General features: G+C 73.3%; 23 protein-coding genes. 12 read left to right on the top strand and 11 right to left on the bottom strand.

Annotated features, from left to right (window positions below):
* Nucleotides 1-24 precede the first annotated feature (24 nt).
* Nucleotides 25-663, bottom strand: coding sequence for a helix-turn-helix transcriptional regulator (locus tag ACGFWJ_RS23255; RefSeq protein WP_387863282.1), 639 nt, complete (start codon nt 661-663; stop codon nt 25-27).
* Nucleotides 664-824: 161 nt separating this feature from the next.
* Here ACGFWJ_RS23255 and ACGFWJ_RS23250 point away from each other — a divergent pair, with 161 nt between their 5' ends.
* A complete protein-coding gene (locus ACGFWJ_RS23250; protein WP_387642498.1) occupies nt 825-1,070 on the top strand; it encodes a hypothetical protein in 246 nt (81 codons plus the stop codon).
* A 5-nt stretch (nt 1,071-1,075) separates the two neighbouring features.
* Here the strand turns inward: ACGFWJ_RS23250 and ACGFWJ_RS23245 are convergent, their stop codons facing one another.
* Nucleotides 1,076-1,387, bottom strand: coding sequence for a hypothetical protein (locus ACGFWJ_RS23245; RefSeq protein ID WP_392952633.1), 312 nt, complete (start codon nt 1,385-1,387; stop codon nt 1,076-1,078).
* Between the two features lie 177 nt (nt 1,388-1,564).
* Here ACGFWJ_RS23245 and ACGFWJ_RS23240 point away from each other — a divergent pair, with 177 nt between their 5' ends.
* Nucleotides 1,565-2,044, top strand: a complete 480-nt coding sequence (locus tag ACGFWJ_RS23240; RefSeq protein WP_392952630.1) for a DUF1877 family protein — start codon at nt 1,565-1,567, stop codon at nt 2,042-2,044.
* A 225-nt stretch (nt 2,045-2,269) separates the two neighbouring features.
* On the opposite strand, the gene ACGFWJ_RS23235 is transcribed toward ACGFWJ_RS23240, so the two are convergent.
* From ACGFWJ_RS23235 to ACGFWJ_RS23210, 6 genes are all read right to left on the bottom strand, one after another.
* A complete protein-coding gene (locus ACGFWJ_RS23235) occupies nt 2,270-2,929 on the bottom strand; it encodes a zinc ribbon domain-containing protein (RefSeq protein ID WP_392952627.1) in 660 nt (219 codons plus the stop codon).
* Nucleotides 2,930-3,037: 108 nt separating this feature from the next.
* Entirely contained in the window at nt 3,038-4,378 is a 1,341-nt protein-coding gene (locus tag ACGFWJ_RS23230; RefSeq protein ID WP_392952625.1) for an NAD(P)/FAD-dependent oxidoreductase, read from the bottom strand.
* Between the two features lie 225 nt (nt 4,379-4,603).
* Nucleotides 4,604-5,074: an NUDIX domain-containing protein gene (locus tag ACGFWJ_RS23225; protein WP_392952622.1), complete on the bottom strand. Its 471-nt coding sequence runs from the start codon at nt 5,072-5,074 to the stop codon at nt 4,604-4,606.
* Nucleotides 5,075-5,181: 107 nt separating this feature from the next.
* The gene (locus tag ACGFWJ_RS23220) at nt 5,182-7,401 is read right to left on the bottom strand and encodes an NADP-dependent isocitrate dehydrogenase (RefSeq protein WP_392952619.1); all 2,220 of its coding nucleotides are present in this window, start codon (nt 7,399-7,401) and stop codon (nt 5,182-5,184) included.
* A gap of 101 nt (nt 7,402-7,502) precedes the next feature.
* Nucleotides 7,503-8,972 (bottom strand): SDR family oxidoreductase, encoded by a 1,470-nt coding sequence (locus tag ACGFWJ_RS23215; RefSeq protein WP_392952616.1) that lies wholly within the window; start codon nt 8,970-8,972, stop codon nt 7,503-7,505.
* 48 nt (nt 8,973-9,020) lie between these two features.
* Nucleotides 9,021-9,641, bottom strand: a complete 621-nt coding sequence (locus ACGFWJ_RS23210; protein WP_392952614.1) for a CGNR zinc finger domain-containing protein — start codon at nt 9,639-9,641, stop codon at nt 9,021-9,023.
* 38 nt (nt 9,642-9,679) lie between these two features.
* On the opposite strand from ACGFWJ_RS23210, the gene ACGFWJ_RS23205 reads away from it, so the two are divergent.
* Nucleotides 9,680-10,852, top strand: a complete 1,173-nt coding sequence (locus tag ACGFWJ_RS23205) for an MFS transporter (RefSeq protein ID WP_392952611.1) — start codon at nt 9,680-9,682, stop codon at nt 10,850-10,852.
* A gap of 103 nt (nt 10,853-10,955) precedes the next feature.
* On the top strand, nt 10,956-12,449 hold the full coding sequence (locus tag ACGFWJ_RS23200) for a DUF1214 domain-containing protein (RefSeq protein WP_392952608.1): 1,494 nt from the start codon (nt 10,956-10,958) through the stop codon (nt 12,447-12,449).
* A 14-nt stretch (nt 12,450-12,463) separates the two neighbouring features.
* On the opposite strand, the gene ACGFWJ_RS23195 is transcribed toward ACGFWJ_RS23200, so the two are convergent.
* Nucleotides 12,464-13,168 carry a pyridoxamine 5'-phosphate oxidase family protein gene (locus tag ACGFWJ_RS23195; RefSeq protein WP_392952605.1) on the bottom strand — a complete coding sequence of 235 codons (705 nt, stop codon included), beginning with the start codon at nt 13,166-13,168 and terminating at the stop codon, nt 12,464-12,466.
* A gap of 230 nt (nt 13,169-13,398) precedes the next feature.
* Between ACGFWJ_RS23195 and ACGFWJ_RS23190 the strand changes: the two genes are divergently transcribed.
* A complete protein-coding gene (locus ACGFWJ_RS23190) occupies nt 13,399-14,262 on the top strand; it encodes a universal stress protein (RefSeq protein WP_392952602.1) in 864 nt (287 codons plus the stop codon).
* A gap of 135 nt (nt 14,263-14,397) precedes the next feature.
* The gene (locus ACGFWJ_RS23185) at nt 14,398-14,976 is read left to right on the top strand and encodes a DUF4240 domain-containing protein (protein ID WP_392952600.1); all 579 of its coding nucleotides are present in this window, start codon (nt 14,398-14,400) and stop codon (nt 14,974-14,976) included.
* Nucleotides 14,977-15,004: 28 nt separating this feature from the next.
* Here ACGFWJ_RS23185 and ACGFWJ_RS23180 read toward each other — a convergent pair whose 3' ends face one another.
* Nucleotides 15,005-16,678, bottom strand: a complete 1,674-nt coding sequence (locus ACGFWJ_RS23180; protein WP_392952598.1) for a PP2C family protein-serine/threonine phosphatase — start codon at nt 16,676-16,678, stop codon at nt 15,005-15,007.
* A gap of 201 nt (nt 16,679-16,879) precedes the next feature.
* Between ACGFWJ_RS23180 and ACGFWJ_RS23175 the strand changes: the two genes are divergently transcribed.
* From ACGFWJ_RS23175 to ACGFWJ_RS23150, 6 genes are all read left to right on the top strand, one after another.
* Nucleotides 16,880-17,962, top strand: a complete 1,083-nt coding sequence (locus tag ACGFWJ_RS23175) for a TerD family protein (RefSeq protein ID WP_392952595.1) — start codon at nt 16,880-16,882, stop codon at nt 17,960-17,962.
* A gap of 368 nt (nt 17,963-18,330) precedes the next feature.
* A complete protein-coding gene (locus ACGFWJ_RS23170) occupies nt 18,331-19,161 on the top strand; it encodes a hypothetical protein (protein ID WP_392952592.1) in 831 nt (276 codons plus the stop codon).
* Between the two features lie 182 nt (nt 19,162-19,343).
* On the top strand, nt 19,344-20,177 hold the full coding sequence (locus ACGFWJ_RS23165; RefSeq protein WP_392952589.1) for a hypothetical protein: 834 nt from the start codon (nt 19,344-19,346) through the stop codon (nt 20,175-20,177).
* A 130-nt stretch (nt 20,178-20,307) separates the two neighbouring features.
* Nucleotides 20,308-21,144, top strand: coding sequence for a hypothetical protein (locus tag ACGFWJ_RS23160; RefSeq protein WP_392952586.1), 837 nt, complete (start codon nt 20,308-20,310; stop codon nt 21,142-21,144).
* 142 nt (nt 21,145-21,286) lie between these two features.
* Entirely contained in the window at nt 21,287-22,348 is a 1,062-nt protein-coding gene (locus tag ACGFWJ_RS23155) for a LacI family DNA-binding transcriptional regulator (protein ID WP_392952584.1), read from the top strand.
* Between the two features lie 60 nt (nt 22,349-22,408).
* Nucleotides 22,409-22,804: a hypothetical protein gene (locus tag ACGFWJ_RS23150; RefSeq protein ID WP_392952581.1), complete on the top strand. Its 396-nt coding sequence runs from the start codon at nt 22,409-22,411 to the stop codon at nt 22,802-22,804.
* Here ACGFWJ_RS23150 and ACGFWJ_RS23145 read toward each other — a convergent pair.
* Nucleotides 22,767-23,312: a hypothetical protein gene (locus tag ACGFWJ_RS23145; protein ID WP_392952578.1), complete on the bottom strand. Its 546-nt coding sequence runs from the start codon at nt 23,310-23,312 to the stop codon at nt 22,767-22,769. The genes ACGFWJ_RS23150 and ACGFWJ_RS23145 overlap by 38 nt on opposite strands.
* Between the last annotated feature and the right edge of the window lie 19 nt (nt 23,313-23,331).

The raw sequence follows: 23,331 nt of genomic DNA, 5'->3' as shown, positions 1-23,331 counted from the left end.
CATGGCGCGGCCCACAATCTAACGTCAACGATTTTTGTTTTTAGACAGGGCGACGCAACATCCGCCCGCGCACGTCTCCATCGCGGGCGTCCACTCCTCCCCCGCCAGACCGTCCAGCAGCGCCAGGTTCATCCCGCACACCAGCCCCGGGAACTCCTGCGCCAACGCGTGGAACGGGCAGTTCCGCAGCCGCAGCACCTCGCCGTCCCAGAACGGCGCGTACCCGCGCGCTCGCAGTACCTCCTCCAGGTCCGCCCCCGTCGCGGCTGCCACCCCTTCGGCCTTCGCCGCCGCCTGCAACTCCCGCTCCAGCCCCGCCCGTTCCACCGTCTCCGCGAGCAACCGCCCCGCCGTGTCGTACGAACGCGGCGGCACCGACACCGCGAACTCCCCCTCCACCCGCCGGTACAGCTTCGCCGGCCGCCCCGCACCCGGCCCCGTCCGCCCCGACAGCCGCCGGTACGACACCACCAGCAGCCCCGCCTCCACCAGCTTGTCCAGGTGGAACGCCGCCAACGACCGCGAGATCCCCGCCGCCTCCGCCGCCGCGTCCCGCCCCACCTCCTCCGGCGCCGCCGCCACCAGCCGGTACAGCCGGCGCCGCACCGGATCGCCCAGCGCGCCCAGCGCCGCGTACGAGTCGCCCTCGTCCTCAGAAGCCATCCACCGAGTCTATGACCAACGGTCGTGTTCGAAAGAACCCTTCGTGGCGCGAATCCACTGCCCGCACCGACGACGTTGCGCCATGCTCCGGGATTCCCCGCCACCACTATCTACACCTCTGTAGAGTGATCTCCACCGATCGGACTCGAAGGAGGCCCACCGTGCTCCCTCCGCAGCTTCAGACCGACCCCACCTGGTCCCCGCCGGAACCCGAAGTCCGCCCCGCCTACCAACCCGTCGAAGTCCGCCTCGACGACACCGCCACCTGGACCCTCGGCCGCATCAACGCCTGGTGGCACGCCCCGGACGGCACCCCGTGGTGCCGCCTCCGGTTGATCGGCGCGGCAGCGTACTGGTGCCTGTACGACCCGGAGCGGATCCTCGTCCTGCCGACGAACGGGACCTGACGGGCTCACGGGGTCTCGGTAGCCGGTTCTGCGTCAGCCAGCACCAGGTCCACCAGCAGCGGGACGAGTTCGGGGGCGACGGTCGCGAACTCCTCGACCAGCTCGTCCCACGGCGCGAGCGCCAGCGCTTCGGCGAGCAACAGCCGCCCCTCGGGTGACGGGCCACGGCGGGCAGCGATCATTGCGAGCGCCCGTCCCCGGTAGGTGGGATCCGTCAGCTCGTCGGCGAGGGCCCTGGCGGCCGACCACTGGCCGTGGCCGGCCAGGCAGGCCGCCAGGTGTGGGGTGGTGCGCTCCTTCAGCCCCGGGTAACTCACCTCGGCAGCAGCGCGGCCGCTCGCGTGAAGTCGCCCGCGACCGTAGCCTCGGCGACCCGGAGATGCGTCGCCTCGTCCGGACGACCGACCGCGCTCAGACCCAGCGCAAAGGAGAAGTGTCGGCGCCGTCCGCTACGTTCCGGACGTCAAACCGGAACACCCTCGACGGACGGATCCATGAGCTACCACCTGCACCTTCGCGCCGTCCCACCGGCGGACGTCCGCCCGGACGGGGCCTGGCTGGAGGCCTTCATGTGGGCGTCCTGGGCCGACCACCACAACGAGTGCACCGCAGGGATCGCCGACTCGATCGAGAAGGACTTCGCCGGCCTCAACCAGCTCTACACCGGCACCCCGGACGGCCCGGAGGACGCCGCGGATCCGAGCGGGCTGCCGATCTACGGCGGTGAACTCGTGTTCCACGGGGACGATCCCCCGTTCGTGATCCTGCGGCCCGACCGGGTGAGGGAAGCCGCCCTGTTCCTGCGCACCGCCGACTTCGACGCGCTCTGGACTGCCTCCGGCACCGCGCTCCAAGACTGCGGCGACCCGGCCCTCGACCGGGAGAACTACCTGAGCCACCACCACGGGCTCGCCACCTTCTACCGAACGGCCGCCCGATCCGGGAACGCAGTCGTCAAGGCGTTCTGGTTCTGAGTGGCGGGGAGTCGTCCGAGCCCGGGCGCGGAGGCCTCGCATTGCCTCTGCCCCGAAGGCCACTCACACTCGCCGCTCCGATCACCGACCAGCCGAGCCGGACCACCGACGTCCCCGAGCCCAACGGGAAGTGGCCGCCGCCGTCCCGCTCCTTCGCCGACCGCTGTCGGCCAACACCCCGAGGCCCGACCGCCGTGAAAACGGCCGGGCCTGACGGGCGGCCGGTCAGCGACGCGTGCCGCAGCTCGGGCAGAAGGCCGAGTTGGCGGGCAGCTCCGCGTGGCACGAGGTGCACTGCGGGGGTTGGGCGAGGCGGAACCCGCAGGACGGGCAGAAAGGGGTGCCGTGGGTGTCGGCGCTGCACTGCGGGCAGACGAGTTGGCGGGCGGCGGTGACGTCGAACTGCTGGGCCTGGGACTGGCCGTGCCGGTACGCGTTCTCGACCACGGCGTCGTTGAGGCCGCGCTGCTGGGCGGCGACGGCCTCGGCGGCGGTGTCGGGTGCGCAGTCGAGGCACAGGCCCTGGGCGGCGCTCCAGCAGCGTTCGCAGACGTAGTGGGTGCAGCGGGCGCAGCGGTTGAAGTGCTGCTGCGCGTTGGTGACGGCGCGCTCGAAGGCGGTGTCGCGGCCACTGCCCCAACTGGCGCCGGCCAGGCCGTCGGCGGCGTTGGTGAGGCCGCTGGAGGCGCTACCGCCGAGCAGGCTCCAGGCGGCGCTGACGCCCTTGTTGATCCAGCTCGCGGCCTGCCCAGTGCGGAAGGGCTCGAACGGTGAGCGCCAGGTGTCGTAGCAGCGCGAGCAGGAGAACTCGAACTGGAATCCCGCGCCGGTTCCGTGCTGCTCGCTCAGGTCGCGGTAGTTGTTGCTGAAGTAGATCTCACTCATGGCCGCCGCCGTTCCCCCACACTTCTCACATGTTCGCCTCAGTCACACAGGCTCCCACACGGTTGCGCGGAGCCGGAACCGGTGCCCGGAAAGGACGTTGACGGTGCGTCAACGACCGAACAGGACTGGTCCCAGCACGGAGGGACGGAACAGCGCGCTCGGCGGTTCCACCATCGACACGACGCGGTGGAAGGTGGCGGAGACGGTGGCGTCGGTGGTGGCGCGGATGAGGACGCGGTCGAGGTAGCGGTGCTGGAGCCGGACGACGGGGCCGCGCTCGCCGCCGATGGTGCCGGCGAAGCGGACGTCCTCGTTGCCGGCGATCACCCAGGGGTGTTTGGTGACGGTGCCGATCGCCCGGCGGGCCTCGCGGACGGTGGCGGTGCCGAGTCCGCCGTGCCGGCGGGCGGCTTCGCGCAGCGCGCGGGCGCCGAGCGCGGCGACGCTGATGCCCTGCCCGTAGACCGGGTTGAAGGTGCAGGAGGCGTCGCCGAGGGCGAGGAAGCCGGACGGGTCGGTGCGCTCGTGGCGCCGCCACACGCTGGGGCCGGGCACGAATCCCCGGGCGGGGCCCACGGGTTCGGCGCCGGCAATGGCCTCGGCGATGGCGGGGTCGCGGAGTTCGCCGAGCTGCTTCTCGAACTCCTGGGGCTGGATGGACGGTTCGAAGCCGCGCATGCCTCCGAGGCTGACGATCCAGCGGTTGCCCTCGACGGGCAGCAGGACGGCGAAGCGGCCGTGTTCGGGGGCCCGGGTCTGCACGTCGAGGGCGAGCTGGTCCTCGCGCCCGGGCGGGCGGTGGTAGAACCGGCTGGCGTAGGCGACACCGGCGTCGATCCGTTCGACGGGCGTGGTGGGGAAGCCGAGGCCGATCAGCCACCGCCCCGACCGGGTGCCGCGCCCGGCGGCGTCGATCACCAGCTCGGCGGACAGGTCGGTGACGGGAGCGCCCTCGCGGCCGCGTTCGCGCACCTGCACGCCGGTGACACCCCGCCGGCTGCCGAGCAGGCCGACCACCTCGGTGCCTTCCAGGATCTCGATCGACGGCTCGCCGCGGACCCGGTCCAGCACGGTACGGTCGAGCAGTGGCCGACTGCAGCTGAGGATCGTCACCTCGCTGTCGTAGGCGGCGAGGTGCCCCACCGAGGTGAGCACCCGCAGGCCGCTCGGAATGGACACCAACTGGGCTCCGGCGTCGAGCAGTTCGGCGAGCGCGCCGGGCATCAGCTCGTCGATGGTGCGGTGCCCGGCCTCCAGCAGCAGGTGCCCGTGCCGGGCCTGCGGGACGCCGGCCCGGAAGGCCGCGCCGTCCGGGTAGCGGTCCCGTTCGACCACCACCACCCGCCGCGCGACGCCGCGCAGCGCCCACGCGGCCAGACACCCGGCCAGCCCCCCGCCGATCACCACCGCCGTGCCGCGGTCCCCGACCGCCCTGTCCGCAGGACTCATGACCCGTACATTAAGCGACCCGGCGCGCACCGTCACCGGGACGCGCACCCCACCGTCAGCACCCGCCCGAAGCGCACCGCCCGAACTTCGCGGTCAGCGCAGCAGGATCGGGTTGGTCAGCGCCGCCATCCGCCCGTCCGGGTGCCGGACTTCGACCCGCACGAAGGACGTCTCGGCCGCCGACGTACCAACGGCGCTGCGCGGCACGGGAGTTCCACCGACGGATCAGCCCAGGGCGAACCACGAGAAAGGGGCGTCGTCCAGCGCCTTGCCGAGCAGAAAGGCGTCGTTCGCGGACAGCGGCGGCAGCGCGTCCAGCGGGAACCACTCCACGGCGAGGGATTCGTCGTCGTTGACGTGCGCGATGCCGGTCAGGAACCGGCAGCGGAAGGCGACGTTGAGGAACTGGACCTGGTCGCCGTTGGCGCAGACGGACGCGGGGAGGGTGTGGACGCTGGTGATCCGCTCGGGGCGGACGGTGACGCCGGTCTCCTCCAGGACCTCCCGCACCACCGCGTCGGCGGGCTGCTCGCCGGGTTCCACGATGCCGTGCAGCAGTGCCCAACGTCCGCTGTCGGAGCGGCGGTTGAGCAGGATCCGCCCGTCCTCCACCACCACCGCGGTCACGCCGGACAGCCACAGCGGAGCGTGCCCGATGTGCTCACGCAGGTCGAGGATGAACTTCGGGGTCGCCATGCCCCGCACCCTACGCGCGGGAGACAGGACGCGCAGACACGGCACGCCGCCGCCGGCCCCCGCGAGGGGGCCGACGGCGGCGCGACCGGTCGGCAACTGCCGTGGCGTCAGGCCAGCGTGGCGAGCGCGTCGTTGAAGGTCTTCGACGGGCGCATCACGGCGGCGGCCTTGGCCGGGTCGGGCTGGTAGTAGCCACCGAGCTCGACGGGCTGGCCCTGGACGGCGATCAGCTCGTCGACGATGGTCTGCTCCTGCTCGGCGAGGGACTGCGCGAGCGGGCCGAACGCGGCGGCGAGCGCGGCGTCCTCGGTCTGGGCGGCCAGCTCCTGGGCCCAGTACAGGGCCAGGTAGAAGTGGCTGCCGCGGTTGTCGATGCCGCCGAGGCGACGCGACGGCGACTTGTCCTCGTTGAGGAAGGTGCCGGTGGCGCGGTCCAGGGTGTCGGCGAGGACCTTGGCGCCGGCGTTGCCGGTGGTGGTGGCCAGGTGCTCGAAGGAGGCGGCCAGCGCGAAGAACTCGCCGAGCGAGTCCCAGCGCAGGTAGTTCTCCTTGACCAGCTGCTGGACGTGCTTCGGGGCGGAGCCGCCGGCGCCGGTCTCGAACAGGCCACCGCCCGCCATCAGCGGGACGACCGACAGCATCTTGGCGCTGGTGCCCAGCTCCAGGATCGGGAACAGGTCGGTCAGGTAGTCGCGCAGCACGTTGCCGGTGACCGAGATGGTGTTCTCGCCGCGGCGGATGCGCTCCAGGGAGTACTTGGTGGCCTCGACCGGAGACATGATCTCGATGGTCAGGCCCTCGGTGTCGTGCTCCGGCAGGTACTTCTTGACCTTCTCGATCAGCACGGCGTCGTGCGCACGGTTCGAGTCCAGCCAGAACACGGCCGGGTCGCCGGTGGCGCGGGCGCGGGTGACGGCCAGCTTGACCCAGTCCTGGATCGGCAGGTCCTTGGCCTGGCAGGCACGGAAGATGTCGCCGGGCTGGACGGCCTGCTCCAGGACGGTCTCGCCATTGGCGTCGACCAGGCGGACGGTGCCGGCGGCGCCGATCTCGAAGGTCTTGTCGTGGCTGCCGTACTCCTCGGCGGCCTGGGCCATCAGGCCGACGTTCGGCACCGAACCCATGGTGGCCGGGTCGAACGCGCCGTGGGCGCGGCAGTCGTCGATGGTGGCCTGGTAGACGCCCGCGTAGCTGCTGTCGGGCAGAATGGCGAGGGTGTCGGCCTCCTTGCCGTCCGGGCCCCACATGTGGCCGGAGGTGCGGATCATGGCCGGCATCGAGGCGTCCACGATGACGTCGCTGGGGACGTGCAGGTTGGTGATGCCCTTGTCGGAGTCGACCATGGCGAGGGCCGGGCCGTCGGCGAGCTCGGCGTCGAAGGAGGCCTTGATCTCGGCGCCGTTGGCGAGCTTGTCCAGGCCGGCCAGGATGCCGCCGAGGCCGTTGTTCGGGTTCAGACCGGCGGCGGCCAGCTCGGGGCCGAACGCGGCGAAGGTCTTCGGGAAGAAGGCGCGCACCACGTGGCCGAACAGGATCGGGTCGGAGACCTTCATCATGGTGGCCTTGAGGTGCACCGAGAACAGCACGCCCTCGGCCTTGGCGCGGGCGACCTGCGCGGCCAGGAACTCGTTCAGCGCGGCGGCGCGCATCACGGCGGCGTCGACGACCTCGCCGGCCAGCACCGGGACGTTCTCGCGCAGCACGGTGACGGCGCCGTCCTCGGTGACCAGCTCGATGCGCAGCGCGCCGTCCGCGGCGATCACGGCGGACTTCTCGGTGGACGCGAAGTCGTTGGCGCCCATGGTGGCGACGTTGGTCTTGGAGTCGGCCGACCAGGCACCCATGCGGTGCGGGTGGGTCTTGGCGTAGTTCTTCACCGACAGCGGGGCGCGGCGGTCGGAGTTGCCCTCGCGCAGCACCGGGTTGACGGCGGAGCCCTTGACCTTGTCGTACCGGGCGCGGATGTCGCGCTCCTCGTCGGTCTTCGGCTCGTCCGGGTAGTCCGGCAGGGCGTAGCCCTGGGCCTGCAGCTCGGCGATGGCGGCCTTCAGCTGCGGCATGGACGCCGACACGTTCGGCAGCTTGATGATGTTCGCGCCGGGGGTCTTGGCGAGCGCGCCCAGCTCGGCGAGGGCGTCCGCGATGCGCTGGTCCTCCTGGAGGAACTCCGGGAAGACGGCGATGATCCGACCGGCCAGCGAGATGTCACGGGTCTCCACGCTCACACCTGCGGTGGCGGCGTAGGCCTGGACAACCGGCAGGAAGGAGTACGTGGCGAGGGCGGGGGCCTCGTCCGTGTGGGTGTAGATGATGGTCGAGTCAGTCACCGTAGCTCCAGCTTCCACGTCTGCAACGTCTTGACGTCAAGATATCTCGACTCGGGGGCATCTCCGCAACCAACCCCCCACTCGGAGTCCGTCCACCGGTCTCAGTGCGCCTTCGCGCGGGCGGCGATGTTGCGTGCCATTCCACCGAACACCACCGCGTGGAACGGCGCGACCGACCACCAGTACGCCTGGCCGGCCAGGCCGTGCGGGTGGAACAGGGCGCGCTGCCGGTAGCGCGCGCCGTCGCCCTCGGGGGTGACGGTCAGCTCCAGCCAGGCCAGGCCGGGCAGCCGCATCTCGGCGCGCAGCCGCAGCAGCCGGCCGGGTTCGATCTCCTCGACCCGCCAGAAGTCCAGCGAATCGCCGACCCGCAGCCGCCCGGGCGAGCGGCGTCCGCGCCGCAGCCCGACGCCGCCCGCCAGCCGGTCCAGCGCCCCGCGCACCCACCAGGCCGGCGGGAACGAGTACCAGCCGTGCTCGCCGCCGATCCCCTCCACCACCTGCCACAACACCTGCGGCGACGCGTCCACGTGCCGCTCCCGGACGTCCTGGTACAGGCTGCCGCCCGCCCAGTCCGGGTCGGTGGGCAGCGGGTCGCTGGGCGCGCCCGGCAGCGAGGCCGAGGACCAGCGGGTGGTGACCTCGTCGTCGCGGATCCGGCGCAGCGCGAGGGTGACGGCCCGGTCGAAGCCGATCGCACCCCCGGGCGGGTCCGGGATCCACCGGGCGAGATCGTGCTCGCCGCACACCACCTCGTGCCGCAGCGATTCGACCAGCGGCCGGGCCAGCCCACCGGGGACGGGCGTCACCAGGCCGACCCAGAGCGCCGACAGGCCGGGCGTGAGCACCGGCACCGCGACGACGAGCCGGCGCCGCAGGCCCGCCAGCCGGGCGTAGCGCTGCATCATCGCGCGGTACGTAAGCACCTCCGGCCCGCCGATGTCGAACGCCCGGTCGGTGTCCGGCCCGTCCGGCAGCCCGGCCGCCCCGACCAGGTGTCGCAGCACGTCACGCACGGCGATCGGCTGGATCCGGGTGTCCACCCAGCGCGGCGCGACCATCACCGGCAGCCGCTCGGTCAGGTGCCGCAGCATCTCGAACGACGCCGACCCGGAGCCGATCACCACCGCCGCCCGCAGCTCCGTGACGGCCACCCCGCCCTCGCGCAGCGCCCGGCCGGTCGCCGCCCGGGAGCGCAGGTGCGGCGAGAGCTGTCCCTCCGGTACGTCCGGGGGCACCAGTCCGCCCAGGTAGACGATCCGCCGCACCCCGGCCCGCGCCGCCGCGTGCCCGAACGCGCGGGCGGCCGCCCGGTCCCTGGCCTCGAAGTCCGGCCCCGTGCCGAGCGAGTGCACCAGGTAGTACGCGACCTCGATGCCGTCCAGCGGCCCGTCGAGCGTCTCGGGCCGGGTGACGTCCCCCGCGACGGCCTCCACCGCGCCGCGCCACGGGTGGTCCCGCAGCCGTGCGGGCTCCCGCACCAGGCAGCGCACCTGGTGGCCGTCCGCCAGCAGTTCGGGCACCAGCCGCCCACCGAGGTACCCCGTCGCCCCCGTCACCAGACACCGCACCTGCCACCGCCTCCTCGCTCGGCCGGGCCGATCCCGGCCCCGGCCCGGTCAGTTCAGCCGATCATCCTCGTCCCGGCCATCGCGGGTCCCCGCGATCCGGGCGCGGCGGTGCGCGGCGACGCGTTCGCGGGTGGCGCAGCGGCGGGAGCAGTAACGGCGCTCGAGGCCGCTGCCCTGGGTGAGGTACACGTTCCGGCAGCGCACCGCGACGCAGCTCCCGCCGGGCGGGCGGCCGCGTTCCCACAGCAGGACGGCGAGGGCCAGGCAGGACGAGGCGATCAGCCAGTCGTCCCACGGGGCCTCGTCGTCGTGGTCGAGGTGCGGGTGCCAGCCGGTGGCGCCGCCGTGGGTGGTGAGCCGCAGCGGGCCGGTGCGTTCGCGCAGCAGGCGGTTGAGGGCGGCGGCCGCGCGGTCGGTGTCGGGCGCGTCGAACACCTCCCGCAGGCGGGCGGCGGCGGTGCGCAGCGCGTCGGCGTCCTCGGCGGTGAGGTGGACGGGCTCGGGTTCGCCGTGGGCGCGGAGGATCGCGGCGAGGGCGGCCGGTTCGGGGGCGTGGTCGGCGGCGAAGGCGTTGATGACGGCGGTGGCGCGGGCCGCCGAGGTGAGGACGGACGGTTTCGGCGGCGGTTCGGTGGCGGGGGTGGTCGGCACGTCGGCAATGTAACGCATCTTGTCGAGTTTTCCGTTACCGACGTAGCGTCCGGCGGGTGATCAGGAGTTCTTTCCCCGGACGGTGTCTGGCGGGGGCCGCGTTGGCCCGAACGGGTGACGAGATGTCGGGGCCCGCCCTGCTGCTGGCCGGTTTCGCCGCGGCGGGCTCGGCGGGCGAGGCCTCGGCCCTGCTGGCGGCCCTGACCGCCGCCTCGGCCGTCGGCGGCCCCCTGCTCGGCGTCCACCTGGACCGGGCCCGCCACCCCGGCCGTCTGCTCGCCCGGGCCCTCGCGCTGTACGCCGCCGGCCTGCTCGCCGTCCTCGCCGCCCTGGGCCGGCTCCCGCTGCCCGCGGTCCTTGTGCTGGCCGCCGCCACCGGCCTGCTCGGCCCGGCCCTCTCCGGCGGCTGGACGGCCCAACTCCCCCGGGTGACCCCGCCCGACCGGCTCCCGCGCGCCACCGCCCTTGATGCCATGACCTACGACGCGGCGGCCCTGGCCGGCCCCGCCCTGGCCGGGCTGCTCGCGGTCGCCCTCGACGCGAACGCGGCGGTCCTGCTCGCGGCGGCCCTGATCGCCGCGGCCCTGCCGGCGGCCTGGACGCTCCCCGCCCGCAACGCCGCCGCCCGGGCAACGGGCTCGGTGCGCTCCGAACTCGCCTCCGGCCTAAGGGTGTTGACGTCCCGTCCGACGCTGGCCCGGGCGACGCTCGCCTCGGTCGGCGCCTGCGCGGGCCAGGGCATGCTGGCCGCCTGCCTGCCGCTGCTCGGCGAACGCGCGCTCGGCGGCGCGAGCCGCGGACCGCTGCTGCTGACCTGCACGGCGGTGGCCGCCCTGCTGGCGAACGCGGCGCTCGCCCGACGCCCCCACCTGCTCCCGCCGGACACGGCCGTCCGCATCGGCGCGCTGCTGCAGGCAGCCGCACTGGCCCTGGCCGCGACCGGCGCGAACGGCCACCCATGGGTGCTGCTCGCGGCAGCCACCCTGGCGGGCCTCGGCGACGGCCCACTGCTGACCGGCCTGTTCGCCGTCCGCCACCGCGAGTCCCCCGCCCACCTGCGCGGCCAGATCTTCACCACCGGCGCCAGCCTCAAAATCACCGCCTTCGCCCTCGGCACCGCCCTGGCCGGCCCGCTCGCCACCCACTCCGTACCCGCCGCCCTCACCCTCGCCGCCACCCTGACAGCCGCCCCGGCGCTGCTCCACCGCCCCAGCCGCGGCCCGGCCTGACACCCCCGTCACGGTCGGTGCGGCGCCGGTCACCCCATGTACCTTTTGCGGCTATTGTGCGGTCTGCCATCCCCCGGTTCGTACTCAGACCAGAGGTGTCCACATGACGTCCGCACCCGACCGTTACCAGGACCTGGCGGCACTGCCGTTCGTCGGCGGCTATCCGACCGAGGAGTCTGCGCAGGCCCTGGAGGACGAACTGTTCTTCCAGCGCGCCGCCCAGGTCTACCTGTGGGCGCTGCCGACGGTGAGCGCGTGCGCGATGCGGGACGGGCTCGGTGCGGTGGTCGGGCGCGGGTACCAGGTGATGGCGGTGTTCGAAAAGCGGCTGAAGCCCCGGACGCTGATCACCACCCCGAACTGCGACGTCATCTACGGCATGGCCTTCGCGGACCTGGGCGTGACCGGCCCGCTCGTCGTCGAGGCCGCGCCCGGTGTTCAGGGGCTGGTGGACGACTTCTGGCACCGCCCGCTCACCGGGCCGGTCATCGACGGGCGGCAGTTCCTCGGCGACATCGGCGTGCCCGGCCCGGACCGGGGCGAGGGCGGCCGCTACCTGATCGTCCCGGACGGTGCCGAGCCGGAGAGCGCGGGCGAGTGGGACGGCTTCTTCGTCTACCGCAGCCGCACCGACAACATCTACTTCCTGCTGCGCGGCTTCTTCAGCTCCGTCGACGACCTGTCACCGGGCATCGCGGCCATCGAGGGCATCCGCTTGCGCCCGCTGCACGGCGACGCGGAGCCGATGCACTACGCCCATGCCTCCGACACCCGGGCCGACGCACTCTTCCCCCGGGACGGCACGTTCTTCGACGTGCTCGACGCCTTCGTCCAGGCCGACCGGGTCGACCAGGTCGACCCCTACATGCACGGCGTCCTGGCCTCGCTGGGCATCCGCAAGGGCGGGCTGTTCGCCCCGACGCGGCGTCAGCGCGAACTGCTGGACCTGGCGGCGCGGACGGGCTGGAAGACGGCCAAGACCCTGGCCTCGCGCTACGACCGTGAGCCGGGCGCCCGGTGGTGGGCCGACCGCCAGTGGATCGCCCACGCCAAGACCGCCCAGGACGACTTCTTCCACACCCTGCTGGACGAGGAGTTCCGCGACCGCGCCACCGGGCACACCGACGTGAACGCCAAGGCGCACATGTTCGTCAACCACTACTCGATGAGCACCGGCATGATCACCTCGGTCGTCGGTTCCGGCGCCAAGTACGCGGGCGCCTACCGCGACCACGACGGCGACCTGCTCACCGGCGAGCACACCTACCGCATCGACCTGCCCGCCGACCCGCCGGCCCGGCTCTTCTGGTCCCTCACCCTGTACGACGCGGAGACCGCCGCCCAGATCGACGTCCGCGGCCAGACCTTCTCGTCCCTCAACGGCATGGACGACATCGCCCCCAACCCGGACGGGTCGGTCACCCTCCGCATCGGCCCCGAACGCCACCCGGCGGGCGCCCCGAACTGGATCCGCACCGTCCCCGGCCGCGGCTGGTTCGCCGTCATCCGCTGGTACGGCCCGGAACAGGCCTTCTTCGACCGCCGGTACAAGCCCGGCGACTTCGTCAAAGACGCCGGCGACCACAGCAACGCCTGAGCCCCGTCAGCGAGTTACGCGCCCGAGGCGGTCCGGATCGTCCGGCCGGTGACGGTGTCGGGCGTCAGGCGGACCCAGCGGCCGTGCGCGGGGGGCTGGGGGAGCTCGGCGAGCAGGGCGGGGTCGGTGACGTACTCGAGGGGGCCGGTGAGCAGGACGCTCCAGCCCTCGTGGAGGTCGGCACCGGCGCGGTCCACCTCGAACGCGGCCTCGCCGCCCGTCGCGGCCCCGCCGCCCGTCTTGGCCTCGCCACCCGCGCCGGGGGCGAGGGCGCCGTCGGGGTTGGTGCGGTAGAGGATCGTCCGGTCGTGCACCAGGTAGCCGACCGGTCGCACCACGGGGCCGTCGGGGCCGGTGCGGGCGAGGCGGCCGAGGCCGCCGGTGCCGAGGCGGCTCCAGCATTCGGGGACGGTGAGTTCACCCAGGACGGGGGGTCCGACCAGCGGCGGGCCGTCCGGACGGGGCTCGGTGGCGTGGACGCGTTCCGCGGGGCGGCCGGAGACGAGTTCCTGGTAGTCCAGGCCGAGGACCGCGGCCAGCCGGAGCAGTGCGGGCCGGTCGAAGTCGCATCCGAGTTCGAGCACCCGGCGCAGGTAGGCGATCGACATGCCGGCCCTGGTCGCGGCCCGTGCCTCGGTGAGTCCGAGGTCGGCGAGGCGGTCGGCGAAGCGCCGGGCGAGCGGTGTGGCAGGTACGTGTTCGTCGGTCACTTCGGTCACCTCCCTGATGGTGGTGGTACCTCCATGGTGCGCGCCCGCGCCCGGCTCCGTCAGAGGCCTTGGGCCCGTTTGGGCCCACCGCGGCGCCCGCCTCCGCCGAAGGGACCATCGGCCCACCCGGGCGGGCCCGGCGACCCATGGCGGCCCCCAGGGGGTGGGGGAAGAGTGGTCAACGACTCCCGAGGCGGGCGGCAGGGCCCGCCGGGACTCAAACAGCGAAAGGCATCGCCATGACTCGTCCCGTTCTCGCCGCCGTAGACGCGTCCGTCCGCAGCCGGGCCGCCGCGCACTGGGCCGCCCAGGAGGCCGGCCGGCGAGGGGCGCCGCTGCGCCTGCTGCACGCCTGGCCCTACATGGGCCGGAAGGTCAACGACCTGGTCAAGATGGACGAAGTGGAGATGGGCGCGCAGAACATGCTGGGCGACCTCGCCCAGGAGCTGGCCTCCGCCTACCCGGGGGTGGCGGTCTCCTCGGAGCTGGTGCCGGACTCGGCGATCGACGGCCTGACGGCCGCCGCCGAGCAGGGGCAGCTGCTGGTGATCGGCACCCGGGGCCTGGGCGGGTTCCGCGGCCTGCTGGTCGGCTCGGTGAGCCTGGGCGTGGCCGGCCGGTCGAAGACGCCGGTGGTGATGGTCCGCGAGGGCGGCCCGGCGCCGGAGTCGGACGAGCCGGAGGTGACGGTCGGCTTCGACGCGCTCGAACCGGCGGACGCCGTCCTGGAGTTCGCGTTCGAGGAGGCGCAGCTGCGCGGCGCCCGGGTGCGGGTGGTGCACGGCTGGGAGCTGCCGCCGACCTACGGTTACGCGGGCTGGGTCCCGGTGGAGAGCGAGCGCCAGGAGCTCGGTGCGCTGGCCGTCGGCATGGTCTCCGACGCGGTCGCGCCGTGGCGGGAGAAGTACCCGCGCACCCTGGTGCTGGAGGACGTCCGGACCGGTGGCGGCGCGGCCGCGCTGGTGGAGGCGTCGGCGCAGTCGGACCTGGTGGTGGTGGGCCGCCGCACCCGCGCCCTCAACATCGGCCCGAAGCTCGGTTCGGTCGCGCACGCGGTGATCCACCACGCGCAGGCCCCGGTGGCGGTCGTCCCGCACGACTGACACCTCCTCAAGCCCCCGGTCCCTCCCCCGGGCCGGGTCGCCAGGCCGCCCCGTCACCACCCACCGCCTCCGGGTGGCGACGGGGCGGCCGCATGGTTGCGGGCAGTGTCGTACCCGGCGGGCAGGCTGGCCGCCATGGACAACGACGAGTTCTGGCAGCTGATCGACTCCGCCCGGGCGGCGACCACACCGGCCGTGCCGTTCGAGCGGGCGCTGGTGGACGTGCTGGCCGCCCGCCCGGAGGCGGAGATCCTGCGCTTCGGGGTCTGCTTCGCCCGCCTGCGCGACGCCCTGTACCGGCGGGACATCTGGGCGGCGGCCTACCTGATCGGCGGCGGCTGCTCGGACGACTCCTTCATGGACTTCCGGGCCGGCGTGATCGCCGAGGGCCGCGCCTGGTACGAGAAGGTGCTCGCCGGGCCGGACGTGATCGCCGAGCACCCGGCGGCGGCCGGCGAGAACCGCTTCGACGCGGAGGACGTGTTCTTCAACGAGGACGTCAACTACGCGGCCTCGTGCGCCTTCGAGCGCCGCACCGGCGACCGGGACGCCTTCCACCGGGCCTACGAACTCCACCTCGCCGATCAGGGCATCGACCGCATCAAGGAATTCGCCGAGCGGAACGCGGGCATGGGCGAGTCCTTCGATTTCGACGACGACGCCGAGATGCAGCGCCGCCTGCCCCGCCTGGCCGCACTCTACCTCGTGGATTGACCGGCATTGCAAGGCAGTTGACGACGCGTCAGCGGTCGAAGCGGAACGCCAGCAGCGTCGCGTCGTCCTCCGAGAGCGGGCCGGACATGTCGCGGACCACGGCGTCCACCAGGTCCTGCAGCTCGGGTTCCGCGGCGTGCGCCTCGACGGCCGCACAGAGGGCGGCGAGGCGGACGTCGATGTCCTGGTCGCGTCGTTCGATCAGGCCGTCGGTGTAGAGCAGCACGGTGTCGCCGGGCCGGACGAGCGTCTCGACGGCCCGGTAGCCGACGGCCGGCAGCACGCCGAACGGCGGGCCGACCTCGGCGGGCAGCAGGGTGGCGCGGCCGGCGCGGAGCAGGACCGGTGGCGGGTGGCCGGCGCAGATCCAGCGCAGCAGGTGCCGGTCGGGGTAGTAGCGGGAGACGATCGCGGTGGCGGTGGACTCGTCGCTGTCGTCGCTGGCGATCCGGTTGAGCCAGCCGCCGAGCGACTCCACCAGCGCGCCGGTGAACGCCAGCCCGGCCAGCGCGTGCCGCAGCATGGACATCAGCGCGACCGCGTCCAGCCCGTGACCCCGGGCGTCGCCGACGGCCAACAGGGCGCGGCCGTCCGGGAGTTGACGGACCTTGAACCAGTCGCCGCCGACCGGTCCCTCGGCCGGGCGGTAGGCGACGGCGGTGGTGACGCCGAGGCCGACCAGGGTCGCGGAGCGCGGCTGCAGCGCGTCCTGCAGGCGCTTGACGACGGTGTGCTCGGCGTCGGCGCGGCGGGCCTGGCGCTCGGTCTCCTCCTGCTGCTCGCGCAGCCGGCGCTGGCTCTCGTACAGCTCGGTGACGTCCTGCAGGACGGCCCGCAGGCCCTCGATCGGGCCGTCCTCGTCGCGGACCACCTCGGCCACCAGCCGGATCCGGCGGGGGCGGCCGATGCCGTACAGCTCGGTGAGCACGTCGATGTCGGCGCCGGTGGTGAGCAGCTTGTCCAGGGCGCGGTACAGCGCCGGGCGGGCGGTCTCGGTGACCCGGGCCAGCACCTCGGGAACGCTCAGCGTCACGGTGTCCGGGGTGCGGCCGAGCAGCACGGCCAGGCCGGGCGAGATGTCGAGCCGCCCGTCGCGCAGGCTCCACTCGGCCCAGCCGACCCGGGCGATCCGCTGCGCGGCCCGGGCCGCCTGCTCGGTCCGGTCGTCGGTCCACAGCAGCAGCAGGCGGCGGCCGAGGCGGTGCACGGTGAGCCGCTCCCGGCGGCTGCGGGCGGTGCCGTCCGGGCCCGCGCCGTCCCAGCGCACCGGCAGGGCGCGGGCGGCGTGCCCGCTGCGCAGCACCTCCTCGACGGCGTCCGCGACCTGCTCCGTCCACAGCCCCGGGTACGCCTCCCGCAGCGACACGCCGTGCCCGGCGGCGAAGGGCCCTGACAGTTGCTCGGGGTGGTGCGGGTGCCGGACGACGGCCTCGTTGGCGATCACTACGGCCAGGTCCAGCACCGCGCCGTCGCCGTCCCGGACGGGTTCGGCGAGCACGGCCGCCTGCGGGACGGCGTCCAGCAGGCGGTACAGGTCCTGCTCCGGCGGGCGGGCCAGGTCCGGGTCGAGCGCGGCGTCGGGGACGATCGGCGGCGGGCCGGGCACGAGCTCCGGCGAGCGGCCCGGGTGCTCCTCGCGCAGCCGGCGGACGGTGCGGCGCAGCGCCTCGCCCCAGTCGGCCTGCCCGGCTCGCCCGTCCAACCCCCGCCCCTCTCCGCTCGGCGTTCCCTGTCACTGTTCCGGCCCGCCCCGCCGCCCGGCGACCGCACCGGCCCGGACGGGTGAGCCCCGCCGGCTGCCGGATCGACACTACGTCACCACCCTTCCGCGGGCCCGGGAACCCCCAGCTCAGGCGGGGCGTTGTCGGCACGGAACGATCTTCGGTTCGAGTGGAGGACCCGCATGTCAACGGCCTTGGCCAAGGGCGCAAACGTTCCCGTGCTCCGGGACGGCAAGGGCCCGACGACCGTCCTGGTCGGCCTCGGGTGGGAGGCCGCCGCCGCGTACGACCTGGACGCGAACGCGCTGCTGTGCGACGCCGACGGGAAGGCGCTCTCCGACCAGCACTTCGTCTTCTTCAACAACCTCACCAGCCCCGACGGCGCCGTCACGCACCTCGGCGACCCCGGCGACGGCACCGACCGCGAACGCCTGAGCATCGACCTGACCTCGGTCGAGGAACGGGTGCAGCGGATCGTCTTCACCGTGGCGATCTACGACGCCGACGAGCGCCGGCAGGCGTTCGGCTCGGTGCGCGGCGCGTACGTCCGCGTGGCGGACGCGGCGGGCACCGAACTGGCCCGCTACGAGCTCGGCCCCGAGGTGACCACCGAGACCGCCGTCGTCTTCGGCGAGCTCTACCGGAACGGCGGCGGCTGGAAGTTCCGCGCCATCGGCCAGGGTTACGCCTCCGGCCTGGCCGGCATCGCCACCGACTTCGGCGTCGCGGTCCTCGCCCCGGCGCCGGCCGCACCGGCCGCTCCTGCGGCCCCGGCTGCTCCTGCGGTTCCGCCGATGCCCGCCGCCGCCCCTGCCGCCGTTCCCGCGCCGGTTCCCACGCCGACCGTGGCGGTGCCGGTTCCCGCCCTGCCCGAGACTTCCGGAGGTTCCCCGGTGACCTGCTTCTTCGACCCCGCGCACGGTCCCGGCACCACGGCCGTCCTGTGGTCCCCCCAGTGGGGCGTCCCGCGCCAGATCCAGGCCTGCGGCGCCTGCGCCCAGCGCGTCCAGACCACCCCGCCGCCGTACTACGCCACCCCCGCCGCTGCGGGCTACCCCCAGCAGCAGGGTTACACCCAGCCCGGCTACCCGCAGCAGGGCGGCTACCCGGGCGCCCAGCCCGAGCAGCAGCAAGGCGGCCGCCGCTTCGGCACCGGCGCGCTGATCGGCGCGGGTGCGGCCGGCTTGGTCGGCGGTGCGCTGCTGGCCGAGGCGTTCGACGACGACAGCCCGGACGTGATCGTCAACAACTACTACGAGGACTGACCCCGCTCCCCCCTTGCGCCCCGGCCACCCACCCCCGGCCGGGGCGCAGCCGGATCGGTCGACAAATCGCTTGCCGGACCGGGCAGTTCGGGGGACTAAGCGAAGGTGCAGGACGACGGCAACTTCGTGCTCTACGGCAGCGACGGCACCGCACGGTGGAGCACCACCACCTGGGGCGGCTGGTAACCGGTCCGGTGCCCTGCCCGGGCGCAACGCGTCGTCCACGAACGGCAGTTGGCGCTGCTCACGGGCGGGGCGAGCGTCGCACAAGATCGAAAAATCGCGTGGCGCGCCGAGCAGGAGACGGTGTATGAATCGCACGTCCACACGAACCGTGGACGCACGGAACAAGGGGGGTTCCGCTACCTATGCGGAAGAACATCTTCAAGCGCGCCACCGCGGCCCTGCTCGGCGCCGCCGTCATCACCCTCGCGGCGCCCGCCGTCACCGCCTCGGCGACGACGCCGCCGGCCACCCAGGCCACCAGGCTGCTGAACGGTCAGAAGCTCCTGCCCGGTCAGAGCATGGTCAGCGGCGCGTCCGAGCTGGTGATGCAGACGGACGGCAACCTGGTGCTCTACCTGGTCGGCGACACCGGCCACCGCGGCCCGGTGCTGTGGTCCAGCGCCACCTACGGCAACGCGAACGCGTACGCCTACATGCAGACCGACGGCAACTTCGTGGTGTATCGCCAGGGCGGCGGCCCGGACACCGGCGGCGGCCTGTGGAGCACCGGGAGCTGGGGCCACCCGGACGCGACGCTCTTCCTGCAGAACGGCTGGCTGGCAGTCATCGGTCGAGAGGGTTACTGGACCACCAAGACCGGACTCACCCCGAGCGGCGGCGCCCCGGGGGACTCGCTCGACTCGAATCACATGGACCTGTGGTCCGGCAGCTGGATCGAGTCGAACTCGGTCTGGCTGATCATGCAGCTCGACGGGAACCTGGTGCTCTACCGCAAGCGCGACGGCGCCGTGCTGTGGTCCAGCGGTTCCCAGGGCCACCCGGGCGTGATGGCGCACCTCTGGGGCACGGCGAACCCGGCCCTGTTCATCAGCAGCCAGGGCGATCCGGTGTGGCAGCTCCCGATCCCCGGCCGCGGTGGTGACCGCCTGAAGGTGCAGGACGACGGCAACGTCGTGCTCTACGGCGCCGACTCCGCCGCGCGCTGGAGCACCGGCACCTGGGGCAACTGGTAACCGGTAGTCCTCCCCGCGCCCCGGCCGTCCACCTCGGCCGGGGCGCAGCCGCGTCACCACACGCGGCCGGAACGGTGCCGGCGCAGCGTCAACAACATGGTTGCCGGGCCCGGCAGGTCAGGGTGTACAAATCGTGTGCCCCCGCGAATCGTGGGCGCACGGAACAAGGGGGGTCCGCACCCATGCGGAAGAACGTCTTCAAGCGCGCCACCGCGGCCCTGCTCGGCGCCACCGTCATCGCCCTCGCCGCACCCGCCGGCACCGCCACGGCGACGCCACCGGCCTCGCAGAGCACGAACCTGCCGAACGGTGCGAAGCTCGTACCGGGGCAGAGCATGGTCAGCGGCGAGACCGAGCTGGTGATGCAGTGGGACGGCAACCTGGTGCTCTACCTGGTCGGCGACACCGGCCACCGCGGCCCGGTGCTCTGGGCCAGCGGCACCTACAACAACCCCGGCGCTTACGCCTACATGCAGCCCGACGGCAACTTCGTCGTCTACCGCCAGGGCGGCGGCCCGGCCACCGGCGGCGCCCTGTGGAGCACGGGAAGCTGGGGCCACCCGGAGGCGTACGCCTATCTGCTGAACGGCCAGCTGGGAGTCTCGGGTTGGAGCCGGTACTGGTACAGCCACACCGGACCCGGCCCGTTCGACGGCCCGCTGAAGGACACTCGCGACACGCAGAACTCAAGTCTGGCGTCCGGCACCTGGCTCGAGTCGAACTCGGTCTGGCTGATCATGCAGACCGACGGGAACCTGGTGCTCTACCGCAAGCGCGACGGCGCCGTACTGTGGTCCACCGGGACGTACGGCCACTCCGACACGTACGCGGCTGTCCTGGGCTCGCCGAACTACGGCGCCCTGTACCTCATCGACATCCACGACGGCCCGACCTGGTCGCTCCCGATCGGGGGCCGGCCCGGTGACTACGTGAAGGTGCAGGACGACGGCAACTTCGTCCTCTACGGCGGCGACGGCACCGCCCGCTGGAGCACCGGCACCTGGGGCAACTGGTAGCCCGCCGTCCCGCCCCGGGGTGGCGCCGCGCAAGATCGATAAATTGCGTGGCGGGCCGCGAAGTTCACGGTGTATGAATCTTGGGCCCACGTGAATCGTGGGCGCAAGGAACAAGGGGGGTTCCGCACCCATGCGGAAGAATGTCTTCAAGCGCGCCACCGCGGCCCTGCTCGGCGCCGCCGTCATCACCTTCGCGGCGCCCGCCGTCACCGCCACGGCGACGACGCCGCCGGCTTCGGAGAGCACGAGGCTGCTGAGCGGCCAGAAGCTCATGCCGGGGCAGAGCATGATCAATGGCCAGTCCGAGCTGGTCATGCAGTCGGACGGCAACCTGGTGCTCTACCTGGACAGTGACACCGGCCACCGCGGACCGGTGGTGTGGGCCAGCGGCACCTACGGCAACCCGAACGCGTACGCCCACATGCAGCCCGACGGAAACTTCGTCGTCTACCGCCAGGGCGGCCCGGACGCCGGCGGTGGCCTGTGGAGCAGCGGGACCTGGGGCCACCCGGGCTCGGAGGCCTATCTGTGGAACGGCTGGCTGGCAGTCTCCGGTCAGGGGTTGCTGTGGGACACCCATACCGGACTCACCCAGACACCCGGCGGCGCCCCGGGCGACACGCTCGACTCAAGCCGCACCACGCTGTGGTCCGGCAGCTGGCTCGAGTCGAACTCGGTCTGGCTGATCATGCAGCTCGACGGGAACCTGGTGCTCTACCGCAAGCGCGACGGCGCCGTACTGTGGGCCAGCGGTTCCCAGGGCCACCCGGACAACTACGCGCACGTCTGGGGATCGTCGAGCAACCCGGCCCTGTTCCTCTCCAGCGTCCAGGCCGGCAAGACGTGGGAGCTCCCGATCCCGGGCCGGTCCGGTGACCGCGCGAAGGTGCAGGACGACGGCAACTTCGTGCTCTACGGCAGCGACGGCACCGTCCGCTGGAGCACCGGCACCTGGGGCAACTGGTAGCCGCTCGCCCCTCCCTGGGGTGCGCCGGCTCCGTTGCCGCGCGCACCCTTGACGGTGCACCGACCAGCACCTACGGTGCGGACACCGGTGGCCCCGGGCGGGTGGCCACGGCATTCCCCAGTCCGTGCCAGGAAGGGCGGCCGTGTTGCCCGTTCACCCGCTCCCCCGTCCCGACGGTGCCGACTCGCTGCCGGGCGGCGCCGTCCCGTTCCAGAGTCCCCCGCCGCCCGGGCCGACGCTCGCTCAGGTCGCGGCGCACGCGGGGGTGTCCAGCGCCACCGCGTCCCGGGTGCTGAACCGGTCCGCGCCGGTCTCGGCGCAGGTCGCCGCCCGGGTCGAGTCCGCCGCCCTCGAGCTGCGGTACGTCCGCCACCGGGCGCCCACCGCGAGCGCGCGGGACACCGGTGCGATCGCCGTGGTCGCGTTCGCGGACGTGCTGCGGTTCCATGCCGATCCGTTCCCGGTGCGACTCCTCGCGGGGGCTCAACGCGTCGCCCCCGAGCGGGAGTTGGCCGTGATCACGGCGGGCCCGGGGCCGGCCAGGCCGTCGCTGGTGCGGTACCTGTGCGGCGGGCATGTCGACGGGGTGCTGCTGGTCGGACGCTGGGGGGACCCCGCGCTGCCGGGGCTGTTGCAGGCCGCGGGCGTGCCGGTGGTCGCGCTGGGGCGGCCGCCGCAGTCGCAGCGCCTGGCGCACGTGGACGCCGACAACCTGCGCGGCGCCCGCGCCGCCGTCCGCCTGCTGCACCGGGCCGGTCGCCGCCGGATCGCCACCATCGCCGGGCCGCCCGACACCGCGGCGGGCGCGGACCGCCTGGCCGGCTACCGCCGCGCCCTGCTCGACCACGACGACCAGGCCCGCTGCGCCGTCGCGTACGGCGACTTCGGATCCCGCTCCGGCGAGCACGCGATGCTCCGGCTGATCAGTCAATTCCCGGACGTGGACGCCGTGTTCGCCGCCTTCGATGCGATGGCCGTGGGCGCCCTGCGCGCGCTGCGCCGGCTGGGCCGCCGCGTCCCGGACGACGTCGCCGTGGTCGGCTTCGACGACTCCCCCGCCGCCGCCACCGCCCGCCCCGGACTCACCACCGTCCGCCAGCCCGTCGAGGACCTCGGCGCCCGCGCCGTCGAACTCCTCCGCGACCCGTCCCCGTCCCGCTCCGTCGTCCTGCCCACCCACCTGGTGGTCCGCCAGTCCTGCTGAGCCCGCCGCAGACCTGCGATCATGGGCGGCCGAGGCCAATACGCGTGCGGAGGTGGGGCGGTGACGAGCGAGACGTGGCGGGGGTTGCAGCCGTTGCGGGTGGCGCCCGGCTGGGTGATCGACATGAACAGCCTCTACGCCGTGGACCCTTCACCGGAGACCATGGAGTGGCTCTACGGGTCGGTGCTGGTGAGTGGTCACCTGGTGCACGACGGGCTGTGCTTCGACGCGCGCTGGGAGCCGGAGGGGGATCCGGAGGGGCGCTACGAGGTCGACTTCCTCGTCCTGGCCGGGTTCAAGCGGAAGGGCGTTCCGGCCGGTGTGCACACCTACGTCGGCAGCTGGAGCACCCGGAGTCGGCCCGAACTCGTCGCGGTCCTGGAGGAGTTCATGTTCACCAGGAAGCCGCCGGCCGACCTCACGCCGCCCCCTCCGGACACCGCAGGCAACAACTGACCGGCCCACGACGGAATGGGCAGCTGCTGGAAGGCGGATCCGCCAGCAGCACCACCCGGTCCGCCGCCGGGTCGAAGCCCAACACCGGGTGCCCGTAGTCGCCTTCGGCGGCCAGCTGCACCGGCTTGCCGAGTCGGCGGCCGATCGTGCGCAGCAGGTGGCACAGGTGGTCGACTCCGGTCTGGCCCTGCAACTCGCGCAGGTCGACGTCGAAGTCGATCTCCTCGTCGGACAGCAGCCGGAAGATCGCCAGCACGCCGGGGACCGGCCGCACCCGCAGCTCGACCGTCTCCGCATCGGCGGGCCGCGCCAATACCTCGGCGGCGCAAGGCAGTTGCTCGGCTACGCCGCCCACCAGGTACTCCCACGTCCACCCCGCCGTTCCGACCAGGTCGAACAGCGCCTGCCAGTCCGCCACCGAGGCGCCCGGCACGGACACGTCGGGCAGCGCACCCATCAGGTCGGGGTCGAAGAACTCCCTGACGTCGTCCCACAGCAGATCCGGCATCCCGCCATGCTGCCCGATG

The organism is Kitasatospora sp. NPDC048407 (genome assembly GCF_043200475.1).
Lineage (GTDB): Bacteria > Actinomycetota > Actinomycetes > Streptomycetales > Streptomycetaceae > Kitasatospora.
The sequence above is the reverse complement of the archived record's forward strand: the minus strand, read 5'-3'. Positions and strand labels throughout refer to the sequence as shown.